This is a genomic window from Tolypothrix sp. PCC 7712 (assembly GCF_025860405.1).
Classification (GTDB): domain Bacteria; phylum Cyanobacteriota; class Cyanobacteriia; order Cyanobacteriales; family Nostocaceae; genus Aulosira; species Aulosira diplosiphon.
In genome coordinates this window covers 8,949,103-8,974,172 of the sequence record NZ_CP063785.1, presented here as the reverse complement: position 1 = coordinate 8,974,172, position 25,070 = coordinate 8,949,103, and the positions used below count along the sequence as shown (strand labels likewise).

The 25,070-nt window shown below is 41.2% G+C and carries 20 protein-coding genes; 12 read left to right on the top strand and 8 right to left on the bottom strand.

All coding sequences use genetic code 11. The features are described 5' to 3' along the window. The first annotated feature begins 11 nt into the window (after window positions 1–11). The gene (locus HGR01_RS36580; protein WP_045867701.1) at window positions 12–656 is read left to right on the top strand and encodes a Uma2 family endonuclease; all 645 of its coding nucleotides are present in this window, start codon (window positions 12–14) and stop codon (window positions 654–656) included. Window positions 657–1,137: 481 nt separating this feature from the next. On the opposite strand, the gene HGR01_RS36575 is transcribed toward HGR01_RS36580, so the two are convergent. Together HGR01_RS36575 and rimO are read right to left on the bottom strand one after the other, a co-directional pair. Then, the gene (locus HGR01_RS36575; protein ID WP_045867700.1) at window positions 1,138–2,673 is read right to left on the bottom strand and encodes a DEAD/DEAH box helicase; all 1,536 of its coding nucleotides are present in this window, start codon (window positions 2,671–2,673) and stop codon (window positions 1,138–1,140) included. 100 nt (window positions 2,674–2,773) lie between these two features. Further along, window positions 2,774–4,093, bottom strand: a complete 1,320-nt coding sequence (gene rimO / locus HGR01_RS36570; RefSeq protein ID WP_045867699.1) for a 30S ribosomal protein S12 methylthiotransferase RimO — start codon at window positions 4,091–4,093, stop codon at window positions 2,774–2,776. 669 nt (window positions 4,094–4,762) lie between these two features. On the opposite strand from rimO, the gene btpA reads away from it, so the two are divergent. From btpA to HGR01_RS36550, 4 genes are all read left to right on the top strand, one after another. Beyond that, the gene (gene btpA / locus HGR01_RS36565) at window positions 4,763–5,611 is read left to right on the top strand and encodes a photosystem I biogenesis protein BtpA (RefSeq protein WP_045868803.1); all 849 of its coding nucleotides are present in this window, start codon (window positions 4,763–4,765) and stop codon (window positions 5,609–5,611) included. A gap of 194 nt (window positions 5,612–5,805) precedes the next feature. Further along, window positions 5,806–6,798: a vitamin K epoxide reductase family protein gene (locus HGR01_RS36560; RefSeq protein ID WP_045867698.1), complete on the top strand. Its 993-nt coding sequence runs from the start codon at window positions 5,806–5,808 to the stop codon at window positions 6,796–6,798. 862 nt (window positions 6,799–7,660) lie between these two features. Further along, window positions 7,661–9,844, top strand: a complete 2,184-nt coding sequence (locus tag HGR01_RS36555; RefSeq protein ID WP_045868802.1) for a CHASE2 domain-containing protein — start codon at window positions 7,661–7,663, stop codon at window positions 9,842–9,844. A 762-nt stretch (window positions 9,845–10,606) separates the two neighbouring features. Continuing rightward, complete coding sequence (locus HGR01_RS36550) at window positions 10,607–11,776, top strand: PAS domain S-box protein (protein WP_045867697.1); 1,170 nt, start codon at window positions 10,607–10,609, stop codon at window positions 11,774–11,776. A gap of 150 nt (window positions 11,777–11,926) precedes the next feature. Here the strand turns inward: HGR01_RS36550 and HGR01_RS36545 are convergent, their stop codons facing one another. Further along, complete coding sequence (locus HGR01_RS36545; RefSeq protein WP_045867696.1) at window positions 11,927–12,187, bottom strand: hypothetical protein; 261 nt, start codon at window positions 12,185–12,187, stop codon at window positions 11,927–11,929. Between the two features lie 582 nt (window positions 12,188–12,769). Between HGR01_RS36545 and coaD the strand changes: the two genes are divergently transcribed. From coaD to HGR01_RS36525, 4 genes are all read left to right on the top strand, one after another. Then, on the top strand, window positions 12,770–13,321 hold the full coding sequence (coaD, locus tag HGR01_RS36540; RefSeq protein WP_045867695.1) for a pantetheine-phosphate adenylyltransferase: 552 nt from the start codon (window positions 12,770–12,772) through the stop codon (window positions 13,319–13,321). Next, window positions 13,231–13,899, top strand: coding sequence for a hypothetical protein (locus tag HGR01_RS36535; RefSeq protein ID WP_071989331.1), 669 nt, complete (start codon window positions 13,231–13,233; stop codon window positions 13,897–13,899). Before coaD ends, HGR01_RS36535 begins: the two co-directional genes overlap by 91 nt. A gap of 487 nt (window positions 13,900–14,386) precedes the next feature. After that, window positions 14,387–14,701 (top strand): Ycf66 family protein, encoded by a 315-nt coding sequence (locus tag HGR01_RS36530; RefSeq protein ID WP_045867694.1) that lies wholly within the window; start codon window positions 14,387–14,389, stop codon window positions 14,699–14,701. Between the two features lie 578 nt (window positions 14,702–15,279). After that, entirely contained in the window at window positions 15,280–15,645 is a 366-nt protein-coding gene (locus tag HGR01_RS36525; protein WP_071989330.1) for a hypothetical protein, read from the top strand. Between the two features lie 173 nt (window positions 15,646–15,818). Here the strand turns inward: HGR01_RS36525 and psaK are convergent, their stop codons facing one another. Beyond that, window positions 15,819–16,085, bottom strand: a complete 267-nt coding sequence (gene psaK / locus HGR01_RS36520) for a photosystem I reaction center subunit PsaK (RefSeq protein WP_045867691.1) — start codon at window positions 16,083–16,085, stop codon at window positions 15,819–15,821. A 904-nt stretch (window positions 16,086–16,989) separates the two neighbouring features. On the opposite strand from psaK, the gene HGR01_RS36515 reads away from it, so the two are divergent. Further along, entirely contained in the window at window positions 16,990–17,259 is a 270-nt protein-coding gene (locus HGR01_RS36515) for a hypothetical protein (protein ID WP_052335035.1), read from the top strand. 42 nt (window positions 17,260–17,301) lie between these two features. Here the strand turns inward: HGR01_RS36515 and nadB are convergent, their stop codons facing one another. The 4 genes from nadB to yidD all read right to left on the bottom strand — a co-directional run bounded on the left by nadB (window position 17,302) and on the right by yidD (window position 21,950). Beyond that, entirely contained in the window at window positions 17,302–19,002 is a 1,701-nt protein-coding gene (gene nadB / locus HGR01_RS36510) for an L-aspartate oxidase (protein ID WP_045867689.1), read from the bottom strand. A 216-nt stretch (window positions 19,003–19,218) separates the two neighbouring features. Further along, entirely contained in the window at window positions 19,219–19,644 is a 426-nt protein-coding gene (gene psbU, locus HGR01_RS36505; protein ID WP_045867688.1) for a photosystem II complex extrinsic protein PsbU, read from the bottom strand. A 639-nt stretch (window positions 19,645–20,283) separates the two neighbouring features. After that, window positions 20,284–21,300 carry a sulfate/molybdate ABC transporter ATP-binding protein gene (locus tag HGR01_RS36500; RefSeq protein WP_045867687.1) on the bottom strand — a complete coding sequence of 339 codons (1,017 nt, stop codon included), beginning with the start codon at window positions 21,298–21,300 and terminating at the stop codon, window positions 20,284–20,286. A gap of 104 nt (window positions 21,301–21,404) precedes the next feature. Then, window positions 21,405–21,950, bottom strand: a complete 546-nt coding sequence (gene yidD / locus HGR01_RS36495; protein ID WP_045867686.1) for a membrane protein insertion efficiency factor YidD — start codon at window positions 21,948–21,950, stop codon at window positions 21,405–21,407. A 188-nt stretch (window positions 21,951–22,138) separates the two neighbouring features. Here yidD and chlP point away from each other — a divergent pair, with 188 nt between their 5' ends. Together chlP and HGR01_RS36485 are read left to right on the top strand one after the other, a co-directional pair. Then, window positions 22,139–23,359 (top strand): geranylgeranyl reductase, encoded by a 1,221-nt coding sequence (chlP, locus tag HGR01_RS36490; RefSeq protein WP_045868799.1) that lies wholly within the window; start codon window positions 22,139–22,141, stop codon window positions 23,357–23,359. 120 nt (window positions 23,360–23,479) lie between these two features. Beyond that, window positions 23,480–24,973 (top strand): aminotransferase class I/II-fold pyridoxal phosphate-dependent enzyme, encoded by a 1,494-nt coding sequence (locus HGR01_RS36485; protein ID WP_045867685.1) that lies wholly within the window; start codon window positions 23,480–23,482, stop codon window positions 24,971–24,973. The last annotated feature ends 97 nt before the right edge of the window (window positions 24,974–25,070 follow it).

Here is a 25,070-nt window from a genome sequence, read left to right as displayed (position 1 = left end):
GGTAACAATTTATGACTCAAGCCATACCCAAACTAGTAACCTTTGAAGATTTTGCAGCTTGGCGGCCCGAGGGTGGAAGATACGAATTACATGATGGCGTGATTGTTGAAATGGCGCAACCAGTCGGAGACCATGAAGATATTATTGGTTTTTTGGCACTAGAAATATCTTTTGATATCAAGCGCCTAAATTCACCTTATTACATCCCAAAAACTGTATTAGTCAAGTCACTTGAAGGTGAATCGGCTTATTCACCAGACATATTAATAATCAATCGACCAAATTTAGTGAATGAGCCTTTATGGAAAAAGGAATCGACTGTATCTCAAGCTGCATCTATTCCATTGGTTGTTGAAGTTGTTAGTACTAATTGGCGGGATGATTACTACAAAAAATTAGCTGATTATGAAGCTATAGGTATTCCTGAATATTGGATTATAGATTACGCAGCTTGTGGCGCTAGAAAGTTTATTGGCAATCCTAAACTGCCTACTATATCCATTTATCAATTAATCGATGGTGAATACCAAGTTACTCAATTTAGAGGCAGCGATGCCTGCGGCAACCCCTGCGGGGAACGCATCATCTCGCCCACTTTCCCGGAATTGAATTTAACCGCCGAACAGATTTTTCAAGCTGGAGGTGTGCAAACCTAGGTGCGACCGCGCACTCAGGGTGAACAGCATAGGCAAAGGAAAATACGAGCAAGTAATAAAATCACCTGACTTTTTAAAGAGTAATAATAATTCTCTAAAATTCGGCTGCACATAATTTTTTTAATTCAGCAGTTGTAGGGGCGCAAAGCTTTGCGTCCCTACTTTATATATTCGTCTCATTTGGTTTTTTAACTGGTATTACAATGCCGATTCATAAATAAAACACGGGAAATTTTTGTAGGGTGGGCATTTACAAATATCTGATTTGCAACTTCATCATGAAGGTTGCCCAGCCTACGATTTACCCAAAATCTTCAGTAATACCAATGCTCTAAACCTGAAAGACTTACTATCAGGTTATAGCTAATCCATCTTTGATGATGTTCTGAACAAATCATCAACAAGTTCAAAGTCAAAAGTCAAAACTGTGAAGTACACACCGCCAAACAATAATTATCACTATTGACTCTTGACTGTTGACTTATGAAGCAGATTCTCTAGCTGCAGATGAACCTAGCTTGTGATTAACTGGGGAAGCATCACGACGGCCTGCGCGCAATTTTGGCTTGGGAGTAGAACGTCTTTCGTCTTCGCCAATGTTATCTGATTTGCTCCAATTGGAACGGGAACGCTCGCCAGAACCATCACGACGCTGTTTTACCAACTTGGGTTTAGGAGTTGGGAGGTTGTCTTCTTGGGGAATTTCAATGTCTGAACTTAACCAAGCTGGACGAGTTTGATCGTAAGCAATTTGCAATGCTGCAGCTGCGATCGCTTGAGCATCGTATTTTTCGATCAGTTCGCTGACTATGGGCAAGAATGAAGCTAGGCGTTCGCCAGCTAAAGCTTCTCTAACTTGCTCTTGTAGTTTATTGATGTGCCGCGCTTCAATTTGTGCCCTGGTGGGGATTGAAAGCAATTGCCAACTTTGACGGTTATGGCGTTCAAAGACTTGCTGCTTGCGGCGCTCAAATGGTTGTACTAGTGAAATGGCTGTTCCTTCTTTACCAGCACGACCAGTACGACCAATACGGTGGACGTAGGTTTCTACGCTATCGGGTAAGTCGTAGTTGATCACATGAGATAGTTGATCTACATCTAACCCCCGAGCTGCAATATCGGTTGCTACTACCCAGCGGACTTGGCGATTGCGGAAGCGGCTGAGTAAGCGTTCTCTCGCTTGTTGAGATAAATCACCGTGGTATTCATCGACACTGTGACCTGCTGCTTGCAGCTGACTGGTAAGTTCGGCTGCGGTGCGTCTGGTACGGACAAAGATCAATGCTGATTCTGGATCTTCCATTTCCAGAATTGGCTGTAAAGCTTTGGCTTTTGTCCAGTGGCGAGGAATTAGGTAAGCTACCTGATTAATTTTGGTGGGAGCAGCTTTTGGCTGTTCGACGGTAACTGTCGCAGGCGATCGCAAAAATTTGTTGACCAATTGCCGAATTGATGGCGGCATAGTCGCTGAGAATAGGGCTGTTTGCCGTTCTTCTGGCGCTTGGGACAAGATTTTAATTACGTCATCGATAAAGCCCATGCTCAACATTTCATCGGCTTCATCCAACACAAACCACTTCACTTGATCGAGCTTCAAACAACCACGATCTAGCAAGTCAATTACTCGTCCGGGAGTACCCACAACCATGTGGACACCACGTCGCAGTTGTAAAATTTGGCGATCAATTGATTGACCACCGTAGATTGCTAATACCCGCAATCCTTCATCACCAATAAATTGGGCGATCGCATCGTGAACTTGCATGGCTAATTCACGAGTTGGTGTTAACACCAGTGCTTGCACGGCTCTTTGATTCACATCTAGCCGTTCTAGAATTGGCAATGAAAAAGCTGCGGTTTTACCAGTTCCGGTTTGAGATTGTCCAACCACATCGCGTCCAGCTAGCAGTTGGGGAATTGCTTGAGTTTGAATATTGGTTGGTGTGGTGAAACCAATTTTTTCTAGTTGTTCAACACGTTCTTGTGAAATGCCTAGTTCTTGAAACGAAAGATTCATTAACTCTCCTAGATTTTATTTTTGATTTTTTGGGATTTAGTCATTGGTCTTTAGTCATTGGTCTTGAGTTATTGACAAATGACAAAGGACAAATGACAAATTAGCTCTTGACAATTTGACCGTAGAGGTCGTATGTATCCGCACTTTGGATCTCTACTGGCACGATTGTTCCTAACTTCGCTTGGCCAACGACATAGATTTGTCCATCAATCTCTGGGGCAAATCGCCCAGAACGACCAATTAATTCTCCAGTTTCCGGATTTTCTTGCTCAATCAGGACATCAACAATTTTGCCTACTTCCTGTTGATTCTTCTGCCAAGCAATCGGCTGTTGGAGTTCCATGAGGCGGTTTCGGCGATCGTCCATCACTTCTTGAGGTAACTGATTTGGCAGCTTGTAGGCTGGGGTTTCTTCTTCGGGAGAAAAAGTAAACACGCCTACATGGTCAAATTCATGTCGCTGGACAAACTGAAGTAAATGCTCAAAATGCTCTTCTGTCTCTCCAGGGAAACCAACAATAAATGTTGTCCTTAGTACCGCTGATGGTAGCTCTTTTTTAATGCGTTCAATAATCCCATCGTTGACTCGCCCTTGCCAGGGACGGTTCATGGCGCGGAGAATGTCAGGATGAGAATGTTGTAAAGGCAAATCTAAGTAAGGTAAAACATTTGGTGTTTCTTGGATCGCTGCTATGACATCTGGTGTCAACCCCGTGGGATAAGCATAATGCATTCTGATCCACGGTACATCTACTTCTCCCAAGGCGCGCAATAATTCGGCTAACTTGGGCTTGCCGTAAATATCCAAACCATAATTAGTAGTGATTTGGGAAATCAGAATAATTTCTTGTACCCCTTGACTAGCTAACTGCTGGGCTTCAGCAACAATGGATTCAATCGTCCGCGATCGCTGGTTTCCTCTCAAAAAAGGAATAATACAAAACGCACAACGATAATCACATCCTTCGGCCACTCGCAGATAAGCTACGCCTTCGGTTGTAGTGCGGTAGCGCGGTGTAGTTTCATCGGCAATATAGGTTGGTTCAATACTAACCTGCTTTACCCGTTCTCCTTGTTCTACCCGCTCAATTACATTTACAATTTTGTGATAATCGCCTGTACCTACTACGGCCACGGCTTCTGGTAACTCTTCCAATAATTGTTCTTGGAAGTGCTGGGCCATACAGCCTGTGATCACGATTTTTTTGTTCGCCTCTGCCAACTCTACCAAAGTTTTAACAGATTCTGCTCGGGCTGCTTCAATAAAACTACAGGTATTGACAATAACGTAATCGGCTAATTCTTCATTACTATCTACGCCATAGCCTGCTTTGACCAGCAGCCCTAGCATATGTTCTGTATCAACTCTATTTTTCTCGCAGCCTAGGTGAGAAATTGCAATTGTTGGCTTGTCACCCATATTTTGAAAAAATTTTCACTTTTTTTCTTGTCTTCAAACACAGTCGAGCGTTTGCGACGCTCTTGTTTTTTCTGCACCCCGAAGTGACAGTACTAAAGTGGAAGGTTAGCATTGCCTGTCCCCGTCCGCAAACCTATGACCCGTATCAATGTTTAGGTCATGTTATGATGCTTTTATTAATCTGTTTTCCCAGGGTAAGACTCAGTGTCTTAGAATTCCTTTGACACCTGTTATGTTTTTTAACAATTCGCCTATTGGTATTTTACATTACCGTGGCGCGTGCGTTGTTAATTTACCCATCGGGAAGCCGCCCAAAGGGCTGGTTGTGAGAAGTCGCTACCCTCAGGGAAATCGCGCACACTCGCGACTACGCCTAATCAAGCTGTAATGCTACCCTTCAGATCAGGCTTTGCCTACGAAGTCCGCAGGTGATAGACCTAAACCGTGGGAAGCTGCCTCGCGTCTTGTGAGTTGCAAACTCCTCTTACAGTCAGGTTTTATCTTAACATATCTTATGGAAGGTTTTACGCTAATTTCCATCCTAGGGAGGAGGCGGGAAACCGTCCATAATAAAATCAATTATTCATTAGTCATTTAGTCATTAGTCATGGTCAAACAATTCTAGACTCTAGACTGATGTACTGTGGACTCCGCGAAGCGGTTAAAGACGTGGACTTAGATCAGCTATTTAAAACTCGAACACCAATTATTGGCGTGGTTCACCTATTACCACTGCCAACCTCGCCCCGCTGGGGAGGAAACCTCAAAACCGTGATTGACCGGGCCGAACAAGAAGCCACAGCCCTAGCAAGTGGTGGGGTTGACGGGATTATTGTCGAAAACTTTTTTGATGCGCCCTTTACCAAAAATCAGGTCGATCCGGCGGTCGTGAGTGCCATGACTGTAGTGGTGCAGCAAATACAGAATTTAGTGACATTGCCGATTGGTTTAAATGTGTTGCGGAACGATGCGAAAAGTGCAATTGCGATCGCCAGTTGTGTGCGGGCGCAATTTATTCGCGTCAATGTTCTTACTGGGGTAATGGCAACCGACCAAGGATTAATTGAGGGAGAAGCCCATCAACTACTCCGCTATCGGCGAGAGTTAGGCAGTGATGTTAAAATTCTGGCCGATGTATTGGTGAAACACGCTCGCCCTTTAAGTTCTCCAAATCTCACGGTTGCTGTCAAAGACACAATTGAAAGGGGTTTGGCAGATGCAGTGATTTTGTCAGGTTGGGCTACAGGTAGCCCGCCTAACATAGAAGATTTGGAACTAGCTTGTGGTGCGGCCAATGGCACGCCAGTCTTTATTGGCAGTGGGGCGAATTGGGAAAACATTGCTACACTAATGCAGGCCGCAGATGGTGTCATCGTTTCCAGTTCCCTAAAACGTCACGGTAGAATCGACCAACCAATTGACCCGATACGTGTCAGTCAATTTGTAGAAGCCGCACACCGGAGTTGGAACTCTAAGGGTGAAACTAAATCAGTTTCCTCAGTAACTATCCGTTCCTAGGGACTAGGGACTGGGGACTGGGGACTGGGGACTAGGGATTAGGGACTAGGGACTAGGGAAAGCAGGAGAAGGTAAAAAGGAGAAGGGGAAGCAACCAATCCCCAACCCCAACCCCCAATTCCCAGTACCCAATCCCCAACCCCAACCCCCAATCCCCAGTACCCAATCCCCAACCCCAACCCCCAATCAAGTTTATGATTCGTCGTCGTTCTACTCCTTGGATTCATAAATGGTCGCGTCCTTTGATTGCCGCGATCGCTGGACTTGGTATCCTAGTTACAGGTTATTTGACTTACGAGAAATTAACCGGAGGTAGTGCAGCTTGTCCGGCCCAACAAGCTGGTTTTAAAGGCTGTGGTGATGTGCTTTCCAGCCCGTGGGCAACGGTTTTTGGTCAGCCATTAGCCTTATTTGGGTTATTAGCTTATATCAGTATGTTGATATTGGCTTTGGCTCCTTTAGCCCTGAAACAGGGAGATAATAACCGCAAGCAAATAGAAAATTGGACTTGGTGGCTGCTGTTAGTAGGCGCGATCGCAATGTCCGTTTTCAGCGGCTACTTGATGTATGTACTAGCATCTCAAATCAAAGCCGTATGTCCTTATTGCATAGGCTCGGCTATTTTCTCGATGAGTATGTTAGTACTCACTATTCTGGGTCGAGCTTGGGAAGATGTCGGACAAATCCTCTTTACTGCCCTAATTGTCGGTATGGTGACACTGATTGGTACATTGGGAGTATACTCAGGTGTCAATCCATCAGCCAATACAGCTACTTCTACCCCTGGACAACCCCAGAAAATTCTGCCATTCTCACCGACAGTAGATCCTAACCCAGAGTTCGGTTGGAAAATTACTACTACCTCTGGTGAAGCAGAAATTGGTCTAGCCAATCATCTGGCGAAAATAGGCGCTAAGGAATATGTGGCTTATTGGTGTCCGCACTGCCACGAACAGAAGTTACTCTTTGGTCAAGAGGCTTACAAGATTATCGATAACAGCGGCGTGAAAGTAGAATGCGCTCCTGGTGGGCTAAAAGCTCAACCAGATTCATGTAAAGCTGCCAAAATAGAAGGTTTCCCCACATGGATTATTAACGGGAAAAGCTATAGCGGAGTGCAAAACTTAGAGGAACTAGCCAAAGTTTCTAATTATACAGGCACTCGTAACTTCCAATATTTCAGATAGGTAGCTAGAATTAGCTTTTTGAGTAAAAAATTAGCAATTTATTGTAAGTCAACTGGTTGCATAAAGCACATTCCAGTTGACTTTTTTATTGAAAGTGACTGGAAACTCTATGCATGAGGGGATGGGGGAGGAATTTACCAATGCCTTATACGCCATACCCAAAAACTCTAACCTCTTGTAGCTGGAGTTTTTAATTTGTGACTTTTAATACCTTTGCAAGAAAGTAGGGATATACAAACTTTGACGCTGCTAAAAATGATTTATGTGGTGCCAAATTTTTAGCCTTAGTATAAATAATATTCATTCCAAATATTACATCACATATATATTCTTATTTTTCGCAAATTAAGACAATAAATATACTATTAGATATAGAAGCAATTTATACTAATCTATCCAGTGGTGGTTGGCGAATATTGAGTAAATAGATACAATTTTTTTCTACCATAACTCTACAGGTAGTTATCATCAACCAAAAAATCAATGTTATTTAATAACTAGATAGACAGTAAAATTACGCAAAATATTTTTAATTTACACCAGTTAAAAAAAATTTAAACCGCAATTATGCAACTATATAAGATTCAGCTTTGACTGCTAAAATCTTTTATAAACATACTTCTGTAATTAAGCAACAATATTTAGGCTGAATTTGTGATATAAGGCGCGACAGTTCAAGTTACCATTTCATTGCATGATGAGTGGTTATGTATAGAAATAGATCTCAACTACCCAAGCTCGTCTTGAGGAATTCAACGGCTGCGATCGCATTTCTATTCAATCAACATTTTATGAGCTAATTTCGCCATGTAGTTGATAGAGATTGCAAATCAAGAATATTTCTCCCCACTAGGTAATGGGAATGAGTAAGCAGGTAGGCAAGCATTTTATGCGGTTTATATCAGGACTAAAAAAACCGCTTAGTCAAGGAAAGAGGGAATTAATTACCGCTTCCAGCGTTGCAGTTTGCATCTTGCTTATACGCTCTTTGGGATTACTGCAATCCTTAGAGTTAGGTGCTCTGGATCAATTATTTCGTCTCCGCCCACAAGACCTACCAGAAGAGCGTATCACTATTGTAGCGATTGATGAGGCTTCCTTACGCCAAGTTGGTTCTTGGCCGATTCCAGATGGCGTAATTGCCGAATTGCTGCAAAAATTAAATGCTTTTAAGCCCCGTGCTATTGGCTTGGATATCTACCGGGATTTACCTGTGGAGCCGGGATATAAAAAATTGGTAAAAACATATAAGTCAATGCCAAATGTGATCGGCATTGAACAACTAGCTAATAATAAAAATGCCAGTGTTTTACCACCACCAGTACTCAATCAACTTGACCAAGTGGGTTTTAATAATGTTTTATATGACCCTGATGGCAAAATCCGTCGCAGCTTGTTGTATTGGCACATTGATAATCAGGCCCACGAAAGTTTTGCTTTGAAGTTGGCTTTACTATATTTAAAATCAGAAGGCATAAATCCTAAAAACGCCAGTAGTAACTCTGAGTATTTACAGTTAGGTAAGGCTGTTTTTACTAGATTTCAGGCTAATGATGGAGCTTACGTGCGCGCTGATGCTAGAGGCTACCAAATTTTGTCTAACTTTCCCAAACCACTTTGTGCAGATGCATCGAAATCTTGTAGTTATCGCCAAGTATCGATGCGGGATGTGCTAGTTGGGAGAGTCGAAAAAAGCTGGATTAGCGATCGCGTTGTGTTAATTGGTTCCACTGCACCCAGCCTGCAAGATTTTGTGTTTGTCCCCCACTCACGCAAGCCGATCGCGGGAATTGAATTGCAAGCCTATTTGATCAATGAGTTAATCGCTGCTGCTGTAGAAGGACGACCACTATTGCAAGTTTGGTCAAAAGTATGGGAATACTTGTGGATTTTTGGCTGGTCTTATTTAGGTGCAGTTACAGCATGGCGAATTCGACACCCCATTAAAATATCTATCAGTATTTTACTTTTTTGCTTGTTGTTAACTCTATCTGTCTATGTAGCTTTTTTATTTGGTTGGTGGATACCTTTTATTCCCTCATTGCTGACATTTGCTAGCGCCGCTATTGGGGTTACCTGTTATTTTGCCTATATGCAAGAAGAGTTTAAACGCTCTAAAGAATTTTTATATCAAGTAATTAATACAATTCCTGACCCGATTTTTGTCAAAAATCAACAGCATCAGTGGATTGTGTTAAATGAGGCTTATTGCGAACTGATTGGTTATCCCTATCAATTATTACTAGAAAAGTCAGACTATGACTTTTTTCCCAAGCATCAAGCTGATGTATTTCGCCGCAGAGATGAGATGGTTTTTCAGACACAGCAGTCTCATGAAAGCGAAGAACAATTTACTGATGCTTATGGCTCAACTCATCTGATTGCGACGAAGCGATCGCTCCATAAAGATGCGGCTGGTAATTGCTTTTTAGTGGGGGTGATCCACGATATTACAGAACGCAAGCTGATGGAAGAGAAACTTAAACGCAAAGCAGCGCAACTATATAAATCTAATAATGAATTAAAACGCAAAGAAGACCATCTGCGTTATTTGGCGTATCACGATCCGCTGACTGGTTTGTCTAATCGCAAATTCTTCAATGAAAAACTGCAAGAATCTTTAGCTTGGGCACAAAATAATAATTTATTGCTAGGGCTATTGTTTATTGACTTGGATGGGTTTAAAAGGGTGAATGATACTCTAGGACATGAAATTGGCGATCGCTTATTGGTGACTGTCTCTCAAAGGCTCAGTAATTGTTTGCGGGGTAGCGATACAGTTTCTCGCTTGGGTGGTGATGAATTTACAGTGATTTTACGGGCAATTCCGCAAGTGCAAGTCGCATCTAAAGTAGCTGAAAAAATTCTCAGTACAATTAAGGAGCCAATAGTTTTAGATGGATATACTACCAACGTCTCTGCTAGTATTGGTATAAGTATTTACCCTATTAATAGTAACGATAGTGAAACCTTAATCAAACAAGCAGACAGCGCTATGTACCGCGCAAAACACCTAGGTAAAAATCGTTATGAATTTGCTGGATAATTGATATGGATGCGGTTCAACAATTTTAAGCGTAGCAAAAACTATAGGACTCCTATTCGATTTTTAAAATTCATGTAGTGCTTGACGCTAACGCTAACAGCTTTTTGTGCGTTAGGCGTGAGCTGTAACGTACGCTACATGGTAATAATTTAGTATATTTATTAATATTAAAAATTATTATTTTGCATATAAATGTACCTAATTTTTCCTAGGAAATTGCATATTGCATTAGTTTCTAGCTACAAATGGAAATTTAGTGATAATTTATTTTTTATTTATAAATTGCAGAACTATAAATTTTTGCTTTATAAATCTTAACCAGACTTTTTATTTTTATCACAACTGTGGCTATCCCATTCCTAGGATAGAAGTTTTTTATCTCTTTTAGTAGTTAGGTTATTGTTAAGCATTCAATATTCAGCTTTATGATAAGCTGTTACGCATTTAAATTGTATATTTCGCACTCAGGTTGTCAAAAGTCCAGAGTCCAGAGTCAAAGGCTAGCTTGGACTTTGGACTCTGGACCCTTGACAGTCCTAACGCCAGAATATTTGATTTATGTGCGTATCAGCTTAGGTATTTTAAGAAATGATTCAATAAACTGACTTAACTCAAGAGGTAGATATCAAGATTAGCACCTCTTAAGAAAGTCATACGAAACATTAAATTAACCGTTTTTATCATTGGTAGTTTCAGAAGGCCAATATCTTGACAGATAGGATTTTTTGGTTAACCTCTGCAAGCCGATAGGGAGAATTTCAGGTGAACATAGAATTATTTTTCCAACGCACAGAAGCATTGCATAAACGGTTAGCAGATTTATATCAAACGGCTACTGTCTTACCTTGGGTACCACAAGATATGCTACCCCAAGCCTTTGAGGAACTGCATAGCACCTCCAGAACGGTACAGTTAGCAGTAGAGGAACTGTATCAACAAAACGAGGAACTGATACAAACACAAAATTTTTTAGAAGCAGAACGCCAACGCTACCAAGATTTATTCGAGTTTGCACCAGATGCCTATATAGTCACGAATACAGAAGGCAGAATCTACGAAGCCAACCCAATGGCCGCTAATTTATTTAATGTTTCCAAAAATTTTTTAGTAGGTAAGCCACTGGTAAACTTTGTTCCTCTCGAAGAACGTCAGCAGATTCGTACCGAACTCAACCGATTAGTTCAAGCAGATAGAACCAAAGAGTTACTAGTACGTTTGCAGCAACGTCATGGTAAAACTCTCAATGCGGCTTTAACTGTAGCGGTTGTCCGCAATCAAGATGCTAAAGTCGTATCTTTCCACTGGTTAATACGCAATATAACTGAGCGCCAACAATGGCAATCATCAGAAGACAATAGCATCAATGATATTCTTCAGAATCGGCAATTGTCTAAATATTCTAAAGGAGAAAATATAACACTCAACCCGCTAGAAATTTTTTATGTGAATCAGGGTTGGGTGAAACTTAGTACTTTTTGCGAAACTGGTGAAGAGATACTCATAGGATTAGCTGGGCCTGGAATGGTTTTTGGCGCGAGTATGACATCTTTAAATATTTACCAGGCGATCGCTCTATCTAATGTTGAGTTAGTGTCAATATACGCCACAGAGATACCAGTTTCTTCTACTCTCAGTTCCACGATTGTACCAAAAATTAATCAACGCCTACAGCAGACAGAATCTTTTTTAGCTATTTCTGGAAGGCGGCAAGTGCAAGAACGCTTGCATTATCTTTTGGAATTTCTCAAACAAGAAATTGGCGAACCTGTCGCAGAAGGAACTCGTCTGAAAGTTCGTTTGACTCATGAAGATATTGCTAGTGCTTGCTGTGCTAACCGAGTCACAATTACAAGATTGATGAGTAAATTACGCAAAGAAGGTATCATTAGCTTTGATACCAAGAAACACATCATATTAAAAGATTTCAATTAACTTAGATGTGGCAATGAAGTGGGAGTAACATCCACACCACTTTTATCTCCCCTATCTATAATTTGCATATTTTAATGGCATCACAATTTTGTGGGGTGGGCATCTTGCCCTCCCTAATTATACACATTCGATGCTGATTAGCTTCTAACTTTAACTAGCATCTGAATTTTCTTCTCCAACCCCCAACTCTTTTTTGCTGCGCTTCAACTCCTTCCAAAGTGATTGAATCTGTCTGTAGGCTTCTTCTGTTGAGAGTTTTCCAGATGTTTCTAAAACACTTATATAGCCTACTCTTTGAGCAAATTCTTGCAAGTTAGCATTAAAAACTAAGGTTTCTGCCTTAAAAGAACCGTAATAACGACTGTGAGGATAAATAAATTTGCGAAGTTCGTCTCGATTAATATCTGTCATCAGGTCACTCCCTATCATCTTGTGAATATGAAAAATCTACTTGAATACAAATTAAATGTGACAAACATCTTTACAGTAAACATATTCATAAAAACTGTTTTTGAATATTAAAAATAAAATTAAAATATTTCGTGTTTTCATATTCCATTTATACCGTTCATTTAGAGAGATTAAAATACTTCATTAGAACTATATAAAGTAAAGATTGTCTGTGATCAAAAATACTCCAGTCCTAAAAGATACTGATTTAAATGAAATATGCATCTGACTTTTGTAGTAAATAACAAGTGGAGAGGGCTAGTTTAGCAAAATATTAAGCTATACATTGCTAATATTTGATTTATGAAAAATTCACTATCAATAGATTTTTTGTTGCTGATTTCCTCCTTACGCAAATAATTTCTGCACTCACAGAGGATTTCTATAAATAAAATAAAAGTTTACTAATATGCTGATATAGGCAGTTTATAATAAACACTGAGTAGCAATTTTGCTATTGAAAATTAGTAGTTTCCTCATACTCAAAGGTTTGGAGGCAGGTTCCGATATAATCACCTACATAACTTTGATGTATCTACGATTGTGATTGCTATTTACCCTGGTAGCTTTGACCCCATAACATTAGGACATCTGGATATCATTCAGCGCGGTAGTCGGCTGTTTGAGCGAGTAATTGTAGCTGTTTTGCGTAACCCTAATAAAACACCATTGTTTAGTGTGCAGCAACGGCTAGAACAAATTCGGCTATCTACACAACATTTACCTAATGTGGATGTAGACAGCTTTGATGGTTTAACGGTCAATTACGTCCAAATGCGCCAAGCACAAGTGTTATTAAGGGGTTTACGGGCCGTTTCAGACTTTGAAATTGAACTTCAGATGGCTCATACTAATAAAACACTGTCAACTCAAATAGAGACTGTTTTTCTAGCAACCTCAAATGAGTATAGTTTTTTAAGTAGTAGTGTGGTAAAAGAGATTGCAAGGTTTGGTGGCTCTGTCGATCATCTCGTTCCCCCACACATTGCCCTAGAAATATACCAATGCTACAACCACAACTCTCAAATGTTGAACCCAATCACAACGGAAACAATCACGCCCCTCAAGAATATACCGAAGGAGCGGGAAATATAGATATTCTCCAGGAACTGAATCGACTAGAAGAAATTATTCTTTCTAGCTTGCGAATTCCCCTAACTGGACGCACCCTAGTAGATGAAGAAAAGCTACTAGAACAGCTAGATTTCATCAGAGTTTCTTTACCAGCTGTGTTTCAAGAAGCAGCCACAATCCTCGACCAAAAAGAAGAAATTCTGCTAGAAGCAGAAGAGTATGGCCAGCAAGTTGTAGAAGCCGCCCAAGCTAAACGGGCGCAAATCTTAGCTGAAAGCGATATTATCAGACAGGCAGAGCGAGAAGCTGAACAGCTAAGACGGCAAGTACAGCAAGAGTGTGATGCTCTGATGCAAGAAACTTTGGCTGAAATTGAGCAAAAACAGCGTGCTTGTATGCAAGAGTTAGAGGAAATGCGACAAACTGCGATCGCACAAGCTCAAGAAATTGAAAACGGGGCCGATCAATATGCTGATAGCGTCTTAGAAGGCATTGAACAGGATCTTAAAGATATGTTGCGAATTGTCAACAATGGTAGACAAGAACTACAAGCAGATATGTCTTCCCAGCGAAATCCTTCACAACCTAAAAAGAGGTAAGCTTGCTGAAGTATTTTACACATTTAAAATGATGAGAAAACATAAAAAATTTACTTGCTTATTGGAAATTCAAAATTCAAAATTCAAAATTAACTAGTACAAGTCGGCGTAAATAAACAGACCCTCTGTAATTGCCAAAAGGCTTGTACTATAACTATTCTTTCTTTTTACTTTTTACTTTTTACTTTTGCCTTGTTTTACTAGCTTATTCACAGTAATTTTTTTCCTACTAATGTAGCGACAGATAAAAACTGTGATATCTAATTTGGTTACTAAATTAAAAAATAGATAGCTTCTAGCAAAAAACTGACAGCATAATTTAAAAATAATGTAGAAAAGCAGCAATAAAATGAGTAAACAATTAATTATAGATTTCAACATCTATAGAACTGATATTTGATTTTTGAAACTTATGTAGGCTGCGTTACGCTATCGTTAACGCACCTATAGCACTGGTTTTTGTGCGTTACGACTTTAGGAATTTGTTATGCAGATTTATTCTGGTTTAAATATAGCTAGCTTACTAGGTTTTATCTATATTATTTTTGCTATATTTTACATGGGATTTATGGTTTTTTTATTATTTAAACGTGCTAACAGACTAGGAAGTATAGCTTTTATAATTTACCTGCTACAAGCATTATTAATTCCTAGTATCATGTTGCTCTGTGGATTTATTTTTGTCTTTCAAGGCTGGCGATTAGATCCAATTTTACAATTAGCCCAATTTTTATTAACTTCATTAATTATTTACTTCAGTATCAAAGATATCGTGATTAATGAAATTTACAGAAATAGATAATTTCAAATTGTGCAAAAATAATCATCTATGGCAGTACAGCTAATTTAAAATCAAAAGCTCGCAACTGGCTCAATTGCTGATAGCCGTAAAAATCTATGTTGTACAGTAGAAAAGCTTAGGGTAGAAAATACGATATTTTTCGTTAAAACTTTTATGGTAATTAGTAACGTGCTAAAAGCTTTGGCAGTGATGCGTTACGCTATCGCTAACGCATCCTACGTAAACTTCAAAATCAAATATGAGTGCTATAGTATAGCACCGCTTAAATCAACAGAGCATTTACAATCAACAAACTGCTTACTCTTTTGCTTTCAAAGACGCTACGCGTAGCTGACTTCTCCATAGGTTACGGGAACATTTTCGTCGAACAGCGAACCCGCAGGGTATTTTGAATTTTCAAGTAGTATAAGTGGCTCAGGAAGCATCAGATTATCCTCAACTAAAACCGATTTGCTTCTGACTCGATTTTTACAATAAGCCTCAAGCCATTTCTGAAGAATCTGTATAAGATAGACTGATCGCTCACCAATTGTGTGAAAAGATAAAATTCATCTTTCATTACCAATGTTGGAGAACTAATGAACAAAAAATTTGTCCTATCCTTGCTTTCCACCCCAGCAGTGTTTATGTCTATGCTGTCTATGGTCATGATGACTAAACCAGCTCATGGACAAACAGTTACCCCAGTGGGTACTCATCTATCTTGTGTACGTTCCCCGCACTCAGCAACAGCAAAACAGGTATGTATCCAGGTTAGCAATGCTTCTGCGACTCCTGCTAACTCAGAGGTGAAAGTAGCGCAACTACAATCACCAAATCAGCCTGCGGAATTGGAATTTACGGATGCAGAAAGTGATGAAGCCATAAAATTGTTTGGCTGTGATTGTTCAATCTGTATTAATGCTGTACGTCAGTTGCATGGTTTGGCTCCAATGCCTGTATAGCAACTTAATAAGTTAAAATCCCAAAAACTGAGTATTTATTAATACTAAAAAACTACTGTAAACAAAGTAGTTGTGACAATTTTATGCAACTTGGTAATGAACAAAGAAAAGCCAGAGATTCAATTCTCTGGCTTAATGATTGGAGACAAAAGAGTTATCAAATATATCCCAGCCTAAAATCTTCCCAGATTATGCAGGCCTAAAATAATACCTGTTCCTAAGATATGACCAAAGGCGGTAGTTGCTAATAGTGCAGGTAAACCAAAACCACCAAACAAATTGGGTGAAGGTAGAGCCGGCCCTACATTAGGATATTTGATGCTTGACTTACCAAAGGCAATGGCAGCGATATTCGCCAAAATCATGATGATCCCAATGGAGGGACTCCATTGTAGAGTGGTGGGCACAGTGGTAGCGGCAAGTAAGGTCGAAGTAAGCAACTGATTCGCTCCTAAAACTTGTTGATTATTAAAATATGATCTGAATATTTGCCAACAAAATTCAAGAAAGCAAGCTGAATTTGCAGCAATTTTTTACAGTTATTCTAAATACTTAATATAAATAGGGATTGGGGAACTCGGGGCCCCCTCTGGGGATAAGGGGTAATGGGGACTGGGGATTGGGGATTGGGGATTGGGGACTGGGGACTGGGGATTGGGGAACTCGGGGCCCCCTCTGGGGATAAGGGGTAATGGGGATTGGGGAATAATAATTTCTCCTTGTCCCTCCTCCCTCATCTCCCAAGATTTTTCAGCATTTATACTTAGGTGATATTTATACTTGTCAGTATTTTAACTGTAATTCTGGCTTGCCTATTGTAGCCAAGAGTAAAACATAGGTATTTTGAGCCTCGAATTTAGGGATTGTACTGATGTATATATTTCTTAACATTAGTGAATTAGGAGATTATTCACATTATTTTTTTGATTTGTGTTCCAGTTAACATAGAAATTACATACGTCAATATTAAGATTGTATTAAGTATTTTAGATTTAAGAAAAACACGTGCTTCGGAGGCCCCTAATAATCTCTTACTTTTGACCGATGTTATAAACACAACTAATTAGTATTTATTAAATGTCAAGGTTATTTCATGCACAACTCCGCTCACAGTCTGCTAGTTAGTAGTACAGCAAATCCCAAGTCAACATTCAGTTGAAAAAATCTAAAATTTAGCATTTACAAGCTTTATGCTCTTTTGTCTACTTTTTCCTAAGCACTGCAGGTTTTTACTATCAGTTACTGCTTAAAATTCATTTATTTTCATTTAAAAAACGTTTAATCAAAATTTAATATTCTCTAGCCAAATGCGTATATCTACTGAAAATAACATTAAGAAATTCTATGAAATCCTACACCGAAAGTTTACCGAGAGTTATTAGTTTTCATCTAAGAGTTACAAGTATTGCTATCTTGTTAATCAGTGGTTACTTGGTAATTTTCAAGAATATTGATACGACTACAGCCTTAAATAGTTTGAATGCCAATCACTTCAGTACGAATAGTACTGAAAGCTTAACTAGCACTAAAGCTAATTCCCAGGAAACAAAAGATATTTATATTCCGCCTAACTATGGTGGCCCTGACAGTGAGCATGGTAGCGGTACTCGCTAAGAAAGTCAAAATGATTTCTTATGAGATTGAGCAAGTATTTCGCTAAGAGTTTAAAATCGGAGATTTCCACCAATGGTTTTGTTGGACAAGTGTGTGAGCTTGCCAATCAAATTCTGGTTCTGGATAATCTAATCGGTAGTGTCCACCCCGGCTTTCGGTTCTAAACACTGCACTTTTCAGAATTAAGTCAGCTACATCTAATAAATTACGAGTCTCTGCCCACAACCGCAGTTGTCTTTCTATATCTGGTAGTTGTAAATTGGCTGGTTCTGTGGCTTTTAAAGATAGCAGAAATTGACTCACAGGTAAATTAGCAAAATCTTGTTGCCAAGATTCTATTGTGGTAATTGCGGCTTCTAATCCTGATTGTGAACGACAAATACCAGCGCTTTGCCAAACTAGACGGGGTAATTTCTGCCGCAGTGCTGCTATACTTGCTTGCTGTCTGTGCCATTCACTTTCAGTAGTCTGAAATTCTCGCAATGGTAGCATGGGTATTTCTGATTGCAACTCTACATCTGCCAAATCAAGATTAGCCATCTGTGCGCCAAAAACTATGCATTCTAGCAGTGAGTTACTTGCCAAGCGATTTGCCCCATGTACTCCAGTGCTGGCGGTTTCGCCTACGGCATACAAACCGGAAATATTGGTGCGATTCATCACATCTGTGACAATTCCACCCATCCAATAATGGGCAGCTGGGGCTACAGGTATGGGTTCTGTAAAGACATCTATGCCCCAATGTTGACAAACTTTGATGATGTTGGGGAAGCGATGCCGAATTTTGTCTGGGGGGATGGGGCGCATATCTAACCAGACATGGGCAGTGGCGGGATCTGCGGCTGTCCGTTGCAAATGGCTAAAAATGGCTCTACTCACAACATCTCGCGGTGCAAGTTCGCCAGCCGGGTGGTAATCAAAAGCAAAACGTCGCCCTTCATCATCGACGAGGTGCGCCCCCTCGCCGCGTACAGCCTCACTAATGAGGAAACGATCGGCACCTGGTTTGGTTAAGGCTGTGGGGTGAAATTGGATAAATTCCAAGTCGCGGAGAATTGCCCCAGCACGGTAGGCGATCGCAACTCCATCACCTGTACTGACAGCTGGGTTGGTGGTTTGGGCAAATACCTGTCCCCCACCACCTGTTGCCAGTACGACTGCACGTGCCTGAATCCATTGAATTTCGCCTTGATAAAACAAGCTAATGCCTTGAGTGCGTTGGCGTAGCCCGTCGGAGACATCGCCCTCTGGTGTCATCCATAAACTCAAAGCCAAAGCTTGCTGGATCACTAAAATATTTGGTCGTCGCAGTACTTGGGCAGTGAGGGTGGTGGTGACTTCCCTACCTGTGGTGTCGGCGGCATGAAGCACGCGGTTGCGGGAATGGGCAGCTTCTAAAGTTAAGGCTAAAGCATTACCATGACGGTCAAAAGCTACGCCCAAATCAACGAGAGATTGAATACAGCTAGGGGCATGTTCGGCGAGGAATTGCACAGCCTCTGTGTCACACAAACCAGCCCCAGCCCGGATTGTATCTTCAATATGTAGAGTCGGGGAATCTTCCGGGGCGATCGCAGCGGCAATACCACCTTGTGCCCAATCACTGGCTGAGAGGGAAACTGTTTCTTTAGTAATTAATCCCACTCGCAAAGATTGTGGGAGACAAAGTGCCGTATACAGCCCTGCGGCACCTGCACCAACTACTAAAACATCAAACTGGCTAGGAATATTTGTTGCAGGCAAGGTTAACCCCTTTGGGGAATTCAAAATTCAAAATAAATAACCCCAGATATCTAGGGGCTAGTATCCTGATTTTTTGCGCTCAAGATTTTATATGAGAACAGGAGAGGTAAGAGTTAGGAGAGATTAATCTCCTGTCTCTGTACATCTCCCAGTTGAAATGCCATACCCTGATAGCAGAGATAGGCTGTGATTTTCTCAAGTTAACTGCAAAAACAGTTATCTATAGATGCCGTTGTTAAAGCGATCGTCGCCTTCGTTGAAGGCAGGTTCTAGTTCTGTAACTGTAAATTTATCTAAATTGGCTTGCAGAGTTTGTTTTTGGCGATCGCTCAATCCTTCTAGTTGCAACACATCCTCTACCTTTTGGTAAGGAGCGTTTTTGATAATTTTCTTAGCTAGAGTAGGATACAACCCTGGATATTGTTGAAAAGCGCGGACGTTGGTATTGTTCAAATCAATTTTTTTACCAAATTCCGTTCCTAACTTAGCGTCTGCCTTATTCTGCCCAACTGCTAGAACTGGGACTTGGGGAATAGTCAGACTGTTAAAATTGGCAGCTTGGGCAACTTGAGTTGTTCCCAGCCATCCCCAGCAACCAAGCAACAAACTAAACACTGTTAATAAACGCACCAATCCTTTCACGATTTTCTACCTCTTTCCATCAAATTGACATAAAAATTTAAGCCAAGAGCATTCAGCACCCAACAGTCCATACTCAACAGCTAATAGTTGGAACTATTAACCATTTACTGGCAGCTGATAGCTGTTTGCTCCCATCAACACACAGCAGTCATCAAAAACTAATATACAGCGTATTAATATCCACAATGTTTGTCAGGCAATAAGAAATACGGGGGAAGGGGGAAAGGGGAAAGGGTGAAGGGATGCAATGGCAAAAAAGCTCAAGCAATAACCTTGAGCAATATTTGTTGGTTAAGGGGAAAAAGGGGAATGGGAAAAGGGAAATAAAAAACCTTTAACCCTTAACCATTAACCATTAACCTTTTCCCCAAAACCAATTTTGATTTCAAAACGCTTAACCAAATCAAATTTCAGTTGGAAATCTTACCCTGACTATGCCCTCAAAAGATTGTGGGGAAAGGGATAAGGGGTTAATTTCAACTTTCTCCCTTTCTCTTTCCCCAACGAACTAGTATGCCAAGGCAACGCCAGTGGGGTAAAGGGGAAAGGTTTTTGTCCCTTACCCTTTTCCCTTTAACCTTTACCCAACCTCCACCTAACATTTTTGGGTTGGCAGACTACTAGATTGAGTGAGTGGCTTCAAATTGAATAATACAAGGGGAATGATTTCGCATCTTTCGGCTTCACATACACCCGTTGTTCAGGTTCTAATTCTAATTCCTTAAAGCGATCGCGTGTTAAATGTGCCATCACTACTTGCCCTTCATCTAAATTCAATTCCACTTGAATTTCCCAACCCAAATGGATGACGCGGCTGACTGTTGCAGGTGTAGTCGTGCCGTTAGCCACTCTTTCGACAACGACATCTTGCGGGCGCAAAAAGACTTCAGGGTTTGGTGCTTCAAACCTTTGTTCTTGAAAAATACTCGAAGAGCTAGGCAAAACGTTAACTGGCCCGATAAAACTCATGACAAAGGCACTAGCAGGATGATCGTAAATTTCTGCGGGGGTGCCTACTTGTTCGACGCGTCCTTTATTCATCACCACAATTTCGTCAGAGACTTCCATCGCCTCTTCTTGGTCATGGGTCACGAAAACAGTGGTAACATGAACTTCATCATGGAGGCGGCGTAACCATGCGCGTAAATCTTTGCGAACTTTCGCATCCAGCGCGCCAAAGGGTTCATCGAGTAGCAATACCTCTGGTTCTACTGCTAAAGCTCTCGCTAAGGCTACTCTTTGTCTTTGACCACCAGAAAGTTGCGATGGATAGCGATCGCCTAGTCCAGTTAATTGCACTAGTTCTAATAATTGTTCTACTCGCCCTTGAATTTTCTTTGCTGGGACTTTGCGAATTTCTAAGCCAAAAGCGATATTTTCTCTAACAGTCCTATGCTTAAATAAGGCATAGTGCTGAAACACAAAGCCAATGTTCCGGTCTTGTACGCTTTGGTAAGTTGCATCTTTACCCGTTAGGTAGATTTTCCCTGTATCTGGTAATTCTAACCCGGCAATTAGCCTGAGCAGCGTAGATTTACCAGATCCCGATGGCCCCAGCAAGGCAACCAGAGAACCAGTCTTTACCTCTAAATTTACCTGCTCGATAGCTTTGAAACTTCCAAAGTTTTTGGATACATTCTCAACTAATATGCCCACTGCTGCCTTCCCTTTGCATCTGATCTACGGCTAATTGCTAGGTTTACCGTGTTTTATATATACCATAGAGCATGGGTTGTGGGCTAGATTGCATGGCAAAGATTTTAACTACCGCAGCTACCGCAATCAAGGACACTGCAATCAGCCGCGCTGCAATCTAGGGAACTACAATCCAAGGAATTACAATCAGCAGCGCTGCAATCTGGGGTGCTGCAATCTGAGGGACTACAATCAGGAGCCATATTCAGCAGTTCAGCACAGTCGCAACTAGCATCGGTGATGTTAGCACAATCAGTAGTGTCTCCACAGGTATTGTTAGTTGAGGAAGATTGTTGAGCTTTTCTACCTGGTATGGGTGATTTCTCCTCTTGCTCTTCCCCTTCGGCTATTGGTTCTGATTCCTCAGCTTGTGACCTTAAAATGCGGTTGGCTTCCTTACAAGCTTGAAATCGCTGACGGGACTTGGCAGGTAATGCTGCAAATCCATCTTCGGCAATTACCCGCTTGATGTATTGCGAGCAAGATTCACCACCATATAATACTCGATGAGCGCAAACAAAGCCTTTCCGGGGAGAAATGTGCTTTTGATATCCAGTAATTGCTATCACACCGAGTCTTCTGCCCAGCAAATCTAACGGAGAAATTTCCATAACTTATAAGATGAAGTATAAAAAATTCAATTTCATCTTTCATACTTCATCCCTCATCCCTTCTGGCTATTCGTATCGAAATATTAAGGAATATTGCATTTACTTTAAAACCAGAAGCCAGAGCGAGAAATGAGCCAAATGTACATGGTAGGATGCTTTCGGTAAATGTCAAGATTGGGAGAAAACCTTTGACACTACGGGTTGCTGTTGTTGGTTCAGGCCCAGCTGGTTCATCTGCCGCTGAAACACTGGCAAAAGCTGGAATTGAGACTTACCTGATTGAGCGGAAGCTAGATAATGCGAAGCCATGCGGGGGTGCGATTCCCCTGTGTATGGTGGGTGAATTTGACCTACCACCAGAGATTATCGATCGCCGAGTGCGGAAGATGAAAATGATCTCACCCTCAAATCGTGAGGTTGATATCAATCTGATAAATGAAGATGAATATATAGGAATGTGCCGCCGGGAAGTGTTGGACGGTTTCTTGCGGGATCGTGCAGCTAAACTCGGTGCAACTTTAATAAACGCCACCGTTCATAAACTGGATATACCCACCAACAATACTGACCCTTATACTATCCATTACGTTGACCATACAGAAGGTGCGGCACAAGGGATTGCCAAAACCTTAAAAGTGGATTTAGTAATTGGGGCAGATGGGGCAAATTCCCGGATTGCCAAAGAAATCGATGCAGGGGATTATAATTATGCGATCGCTTTCCAAGAGCGGATTCGTCTCCCCGAAGACAAAATGGCTTACTATAACGACCTTGCCGAAATGTATGTTGGCAATGACGTTTCTACTGACTTCTATGCTTGGGTTTTCCCCAAATATGACCACGTAGCTGTTGGTACTGGCACAATGCAGGTACATAAAGCCAGCATTAAACAGTTACAAGCAGGTATTCGCGCCCGTGCTATTGAAAAATTGGCAGGCGGTAAAATCATCAAGGTGGAAGCACACCCCATTCCCGAACATCCCCGTCCTCGTCGGGTTGTGGGTAGAGTCGCTTTGGTAGGAGATGCGGCTGGTTACGTTACCAAATCTTCTGGCGAAGGTATTTACTTTGCGGCTAAGTCTGGACGGATGTGTGCGGAAACAATTGTGGAAATATCCAACAATGGCCAAATCATCCCCACAGAAAAAGACCTCAAGCTGTACCTGAAGCGTTGGGATAAAAAATACGGACTCACCTATAAGGTGTTGGATATTCTGCAAACCGTATTTTATCGCTCCGATGCTACCCGCGAGGCGTTTGTAGAAATGTGTGCTGACTTAGATGTGCAAAAGCTCACATTCGACAGCTATCTGTATAAGACTGTTGTTCCTGCCAACCCCATCACTCAACTGAAAATTACTGCCAAAACCCTTGGTAGTCTGTTGCGTGGTAACGCTTTAGCTCCATAATAATTGCACGTAATTATACTCTTGGCTCATAACAGAGGAGATGAGGGGCAGAAAATTCAGATTTTGCAGTTTGACTGGAAATTCTGAATTGATTTGCTCCTTGACTCCTCTGTAATTTTTATGCTGAATCAAAACCAAACACCATTATTAGATGCTATAAAAATCTGGGCATCACGTCCTCATGCTCCTTTTTACACACCAGGACATAAACAGGGGGAGGGAATAGCAGCACCCTTAGCAGATTTGCTGGGTAAAGCTGTATTTCGCACAGATTTAACAGAATTAGCAGATTTAGATAATTTGTTTGCACCCCAAGGCGCAATCCAACAGGCGCAACAACTAGCAGCAGCAGCCTTTGGTGCATCCCAAACATGGTTTCTGGTTAATGGTTCCACCTGTGGGATTGAGGCGGCAATTCTTGCTACCTGTAATCCTGGCGATAAAATTATTTTGCCGCGCAATGTACATTCCTCTGCGATCGCGGGTTTAATTCTCTCGGGTGCAATTCCCATTTTCCTCAATCCAGAATATGACCCAATTTTAGATATTGCCCACAGTGTTACACCCCATACTGTGAAATCTGCGCTGCAACAGCATCCTGATGCCAAAGCAGTGATGATAGTTTACCCCACATATTATGGCGTTTGTGGGGATATAAAAGCGATCGCCCAAATTACCCAGCAATACAATATCCCTTTACTGGTTGATGAAGCCCACGGCGCACATTTTACCTTTCATCCCCAATTACCTACCCCAGCTTTAGCCGCAGGTGCAGATTTAACTGTACAATCCATCCACAAAACCCTGGGAGCGATGACACAAGCTTCTATGCTGCACATTCAAGGCAATCGCATAGATAGCGAACGCATCAGTAAAGCTTTGCAATTAGTTCAATCTACCAGCCCCAGCTATGTACTTTTAGCCTCCCTCGATGCCGCACGTCAGCAAATGGCATTATCTGGCAAACAACTGCTGTTTCGGACTTTGCAACTTGCAGATACAGCTAGAACAAGTATTAGCCAAATTCCAGGTTTATCGGTTTTATCAGCACCTACTTCCCTCTCTGCTGGCGGAGAGGGGTTGGGAGTAAGGTCACCAGGCTTTGTAGCTTTAGATCAAACCCGCCTCACCGTCACCGTTTCCGGCTTGGGTTTCACTGGCTTTGAAGCTGAGGAAATTTTAGACGCAAAGCTCGGTGTAACGCCGGAATTCGCTTCATTACAGCATCTCACCTTTATTATTAGTCACGGCAACACCCAAGCTGATATTGAAAAATTGATTGAGGGTTTTACTACTCTGTCTCAGATGCACCCAGCACAACCAGAAAAAAAGACGTTAATTTTATGGGATGATATTTTTAAGCTGGGTAATTCTATGCAAATTTCTCCCCGCGCCGCTTTTTTTGCCTTTACAGAAACTTTACCTCTGCAAAAAACCTGCGATCGCATCTGTGCCGAAATTATCTGTCCCTATCCCCCGGGAATACCCGTATTAATGCCGGGAGAATTAATTACTAAATCTGCCATTGAATACCTGCAACAAATCCAAGCAACAGGCGGATTTATAACTGGTTGCGAAGATTTCAGCTTATCCAATCTCAAAGTTATCAAATAGAAAATTATAGTATTTGTTAGTAAACAAGAAAAATATTGCGTGACTCAATCAATCGGTAATTACGGAAAATTTTATTTAAAAATTTTAGTTAATCAAG

Excerpts from the sequence above, each read along its gene's own strand:
- HGR01_RS36575 (WP_045867700.1), bottom strand. The coding sequence starts at position 2,673 with ATGAATCTTTCGTTTCAAGAACTAGGCATTTCACAAGAACGTGTTGAA.
- HGR01_RS36545 (WP_045867696.1), bottom strand. The coding sequence starts at position 12,187 with ATGACAGATATTAATCGAGACGAACTTCGCAAATTTATTTATCCTCAC.
- HGR01_RS36535 (WP_071989331.1), top strand. The coding sequence starts at position 13,231 with ATGCTACAACCACAACTCTCAAATGTTGAACCCAATCACAACGGAAAC.
- HGR01_RS36530 (WP_045867694.1), top strand. The coding sequence starts at position 14,387 with ATGCAGATTTATTCTGGTTTAAATATAGCTAGCTTACTAGGTTTTATC.
- HGR01_RS36580 (WP_045867701.1), top strand. The coding sequence starts at position 12 with ATGACTCAAGCCATACCCAAACTAGTAACCTTTGAAGATTTTGCAGCT.
- rimO (WP_045867699.1), bottom strand. The coding sequence starts at position 4,093 with ATGGGTGACAAGCCAACAATTGCAATTTCTCACCTAGGCTGCGAGAAA.
- HGR01_RS36560 (WP_045867698.1), top strand. The coding sequence starts at position 5,806 with ATGATTCGTCGTCGTTCTACTCCTTGGATTCATAAATGGTCGCGTCCT.
- HGR01_RS36525 (WP_071989330.1), top strand. The coding sequence starts at position 15,280 with ATGAACAAAAAATTTGTCCTATCCTTGCTTTCCACCCCAGCAGTGTTT.
- yidD (WP_045867686.1), bottom strand. The coding sequence starts at position 21,950 with ATGGAAATTTCTCCGTTAGATTTGCTGGGCAGAAGACTCGGTGTGATA.
- HGR01_RS36555 (WP_045868802.1), top strand. The coding sequence starts at position 7,661 with ATGAGTAAGCAGGTAGGCAAGCATTTTATGCGGTTTATATCAGGACTA.
- HGR01_RS36485 (WP_045867685.1), top strand. The coding sequence starts at position 23,480 with ATGCTGAATCAAAACCAAACACCATTATTAGATGCTATAAAAATCTGG.
- HGR01_RS36515 (WP_052335035.1), top strand. The coding sequence starts at position 16,990 with ATGAAATCCTACACCGAAAGTTTACCGAGAGTTATTAGTTTTCATCTA.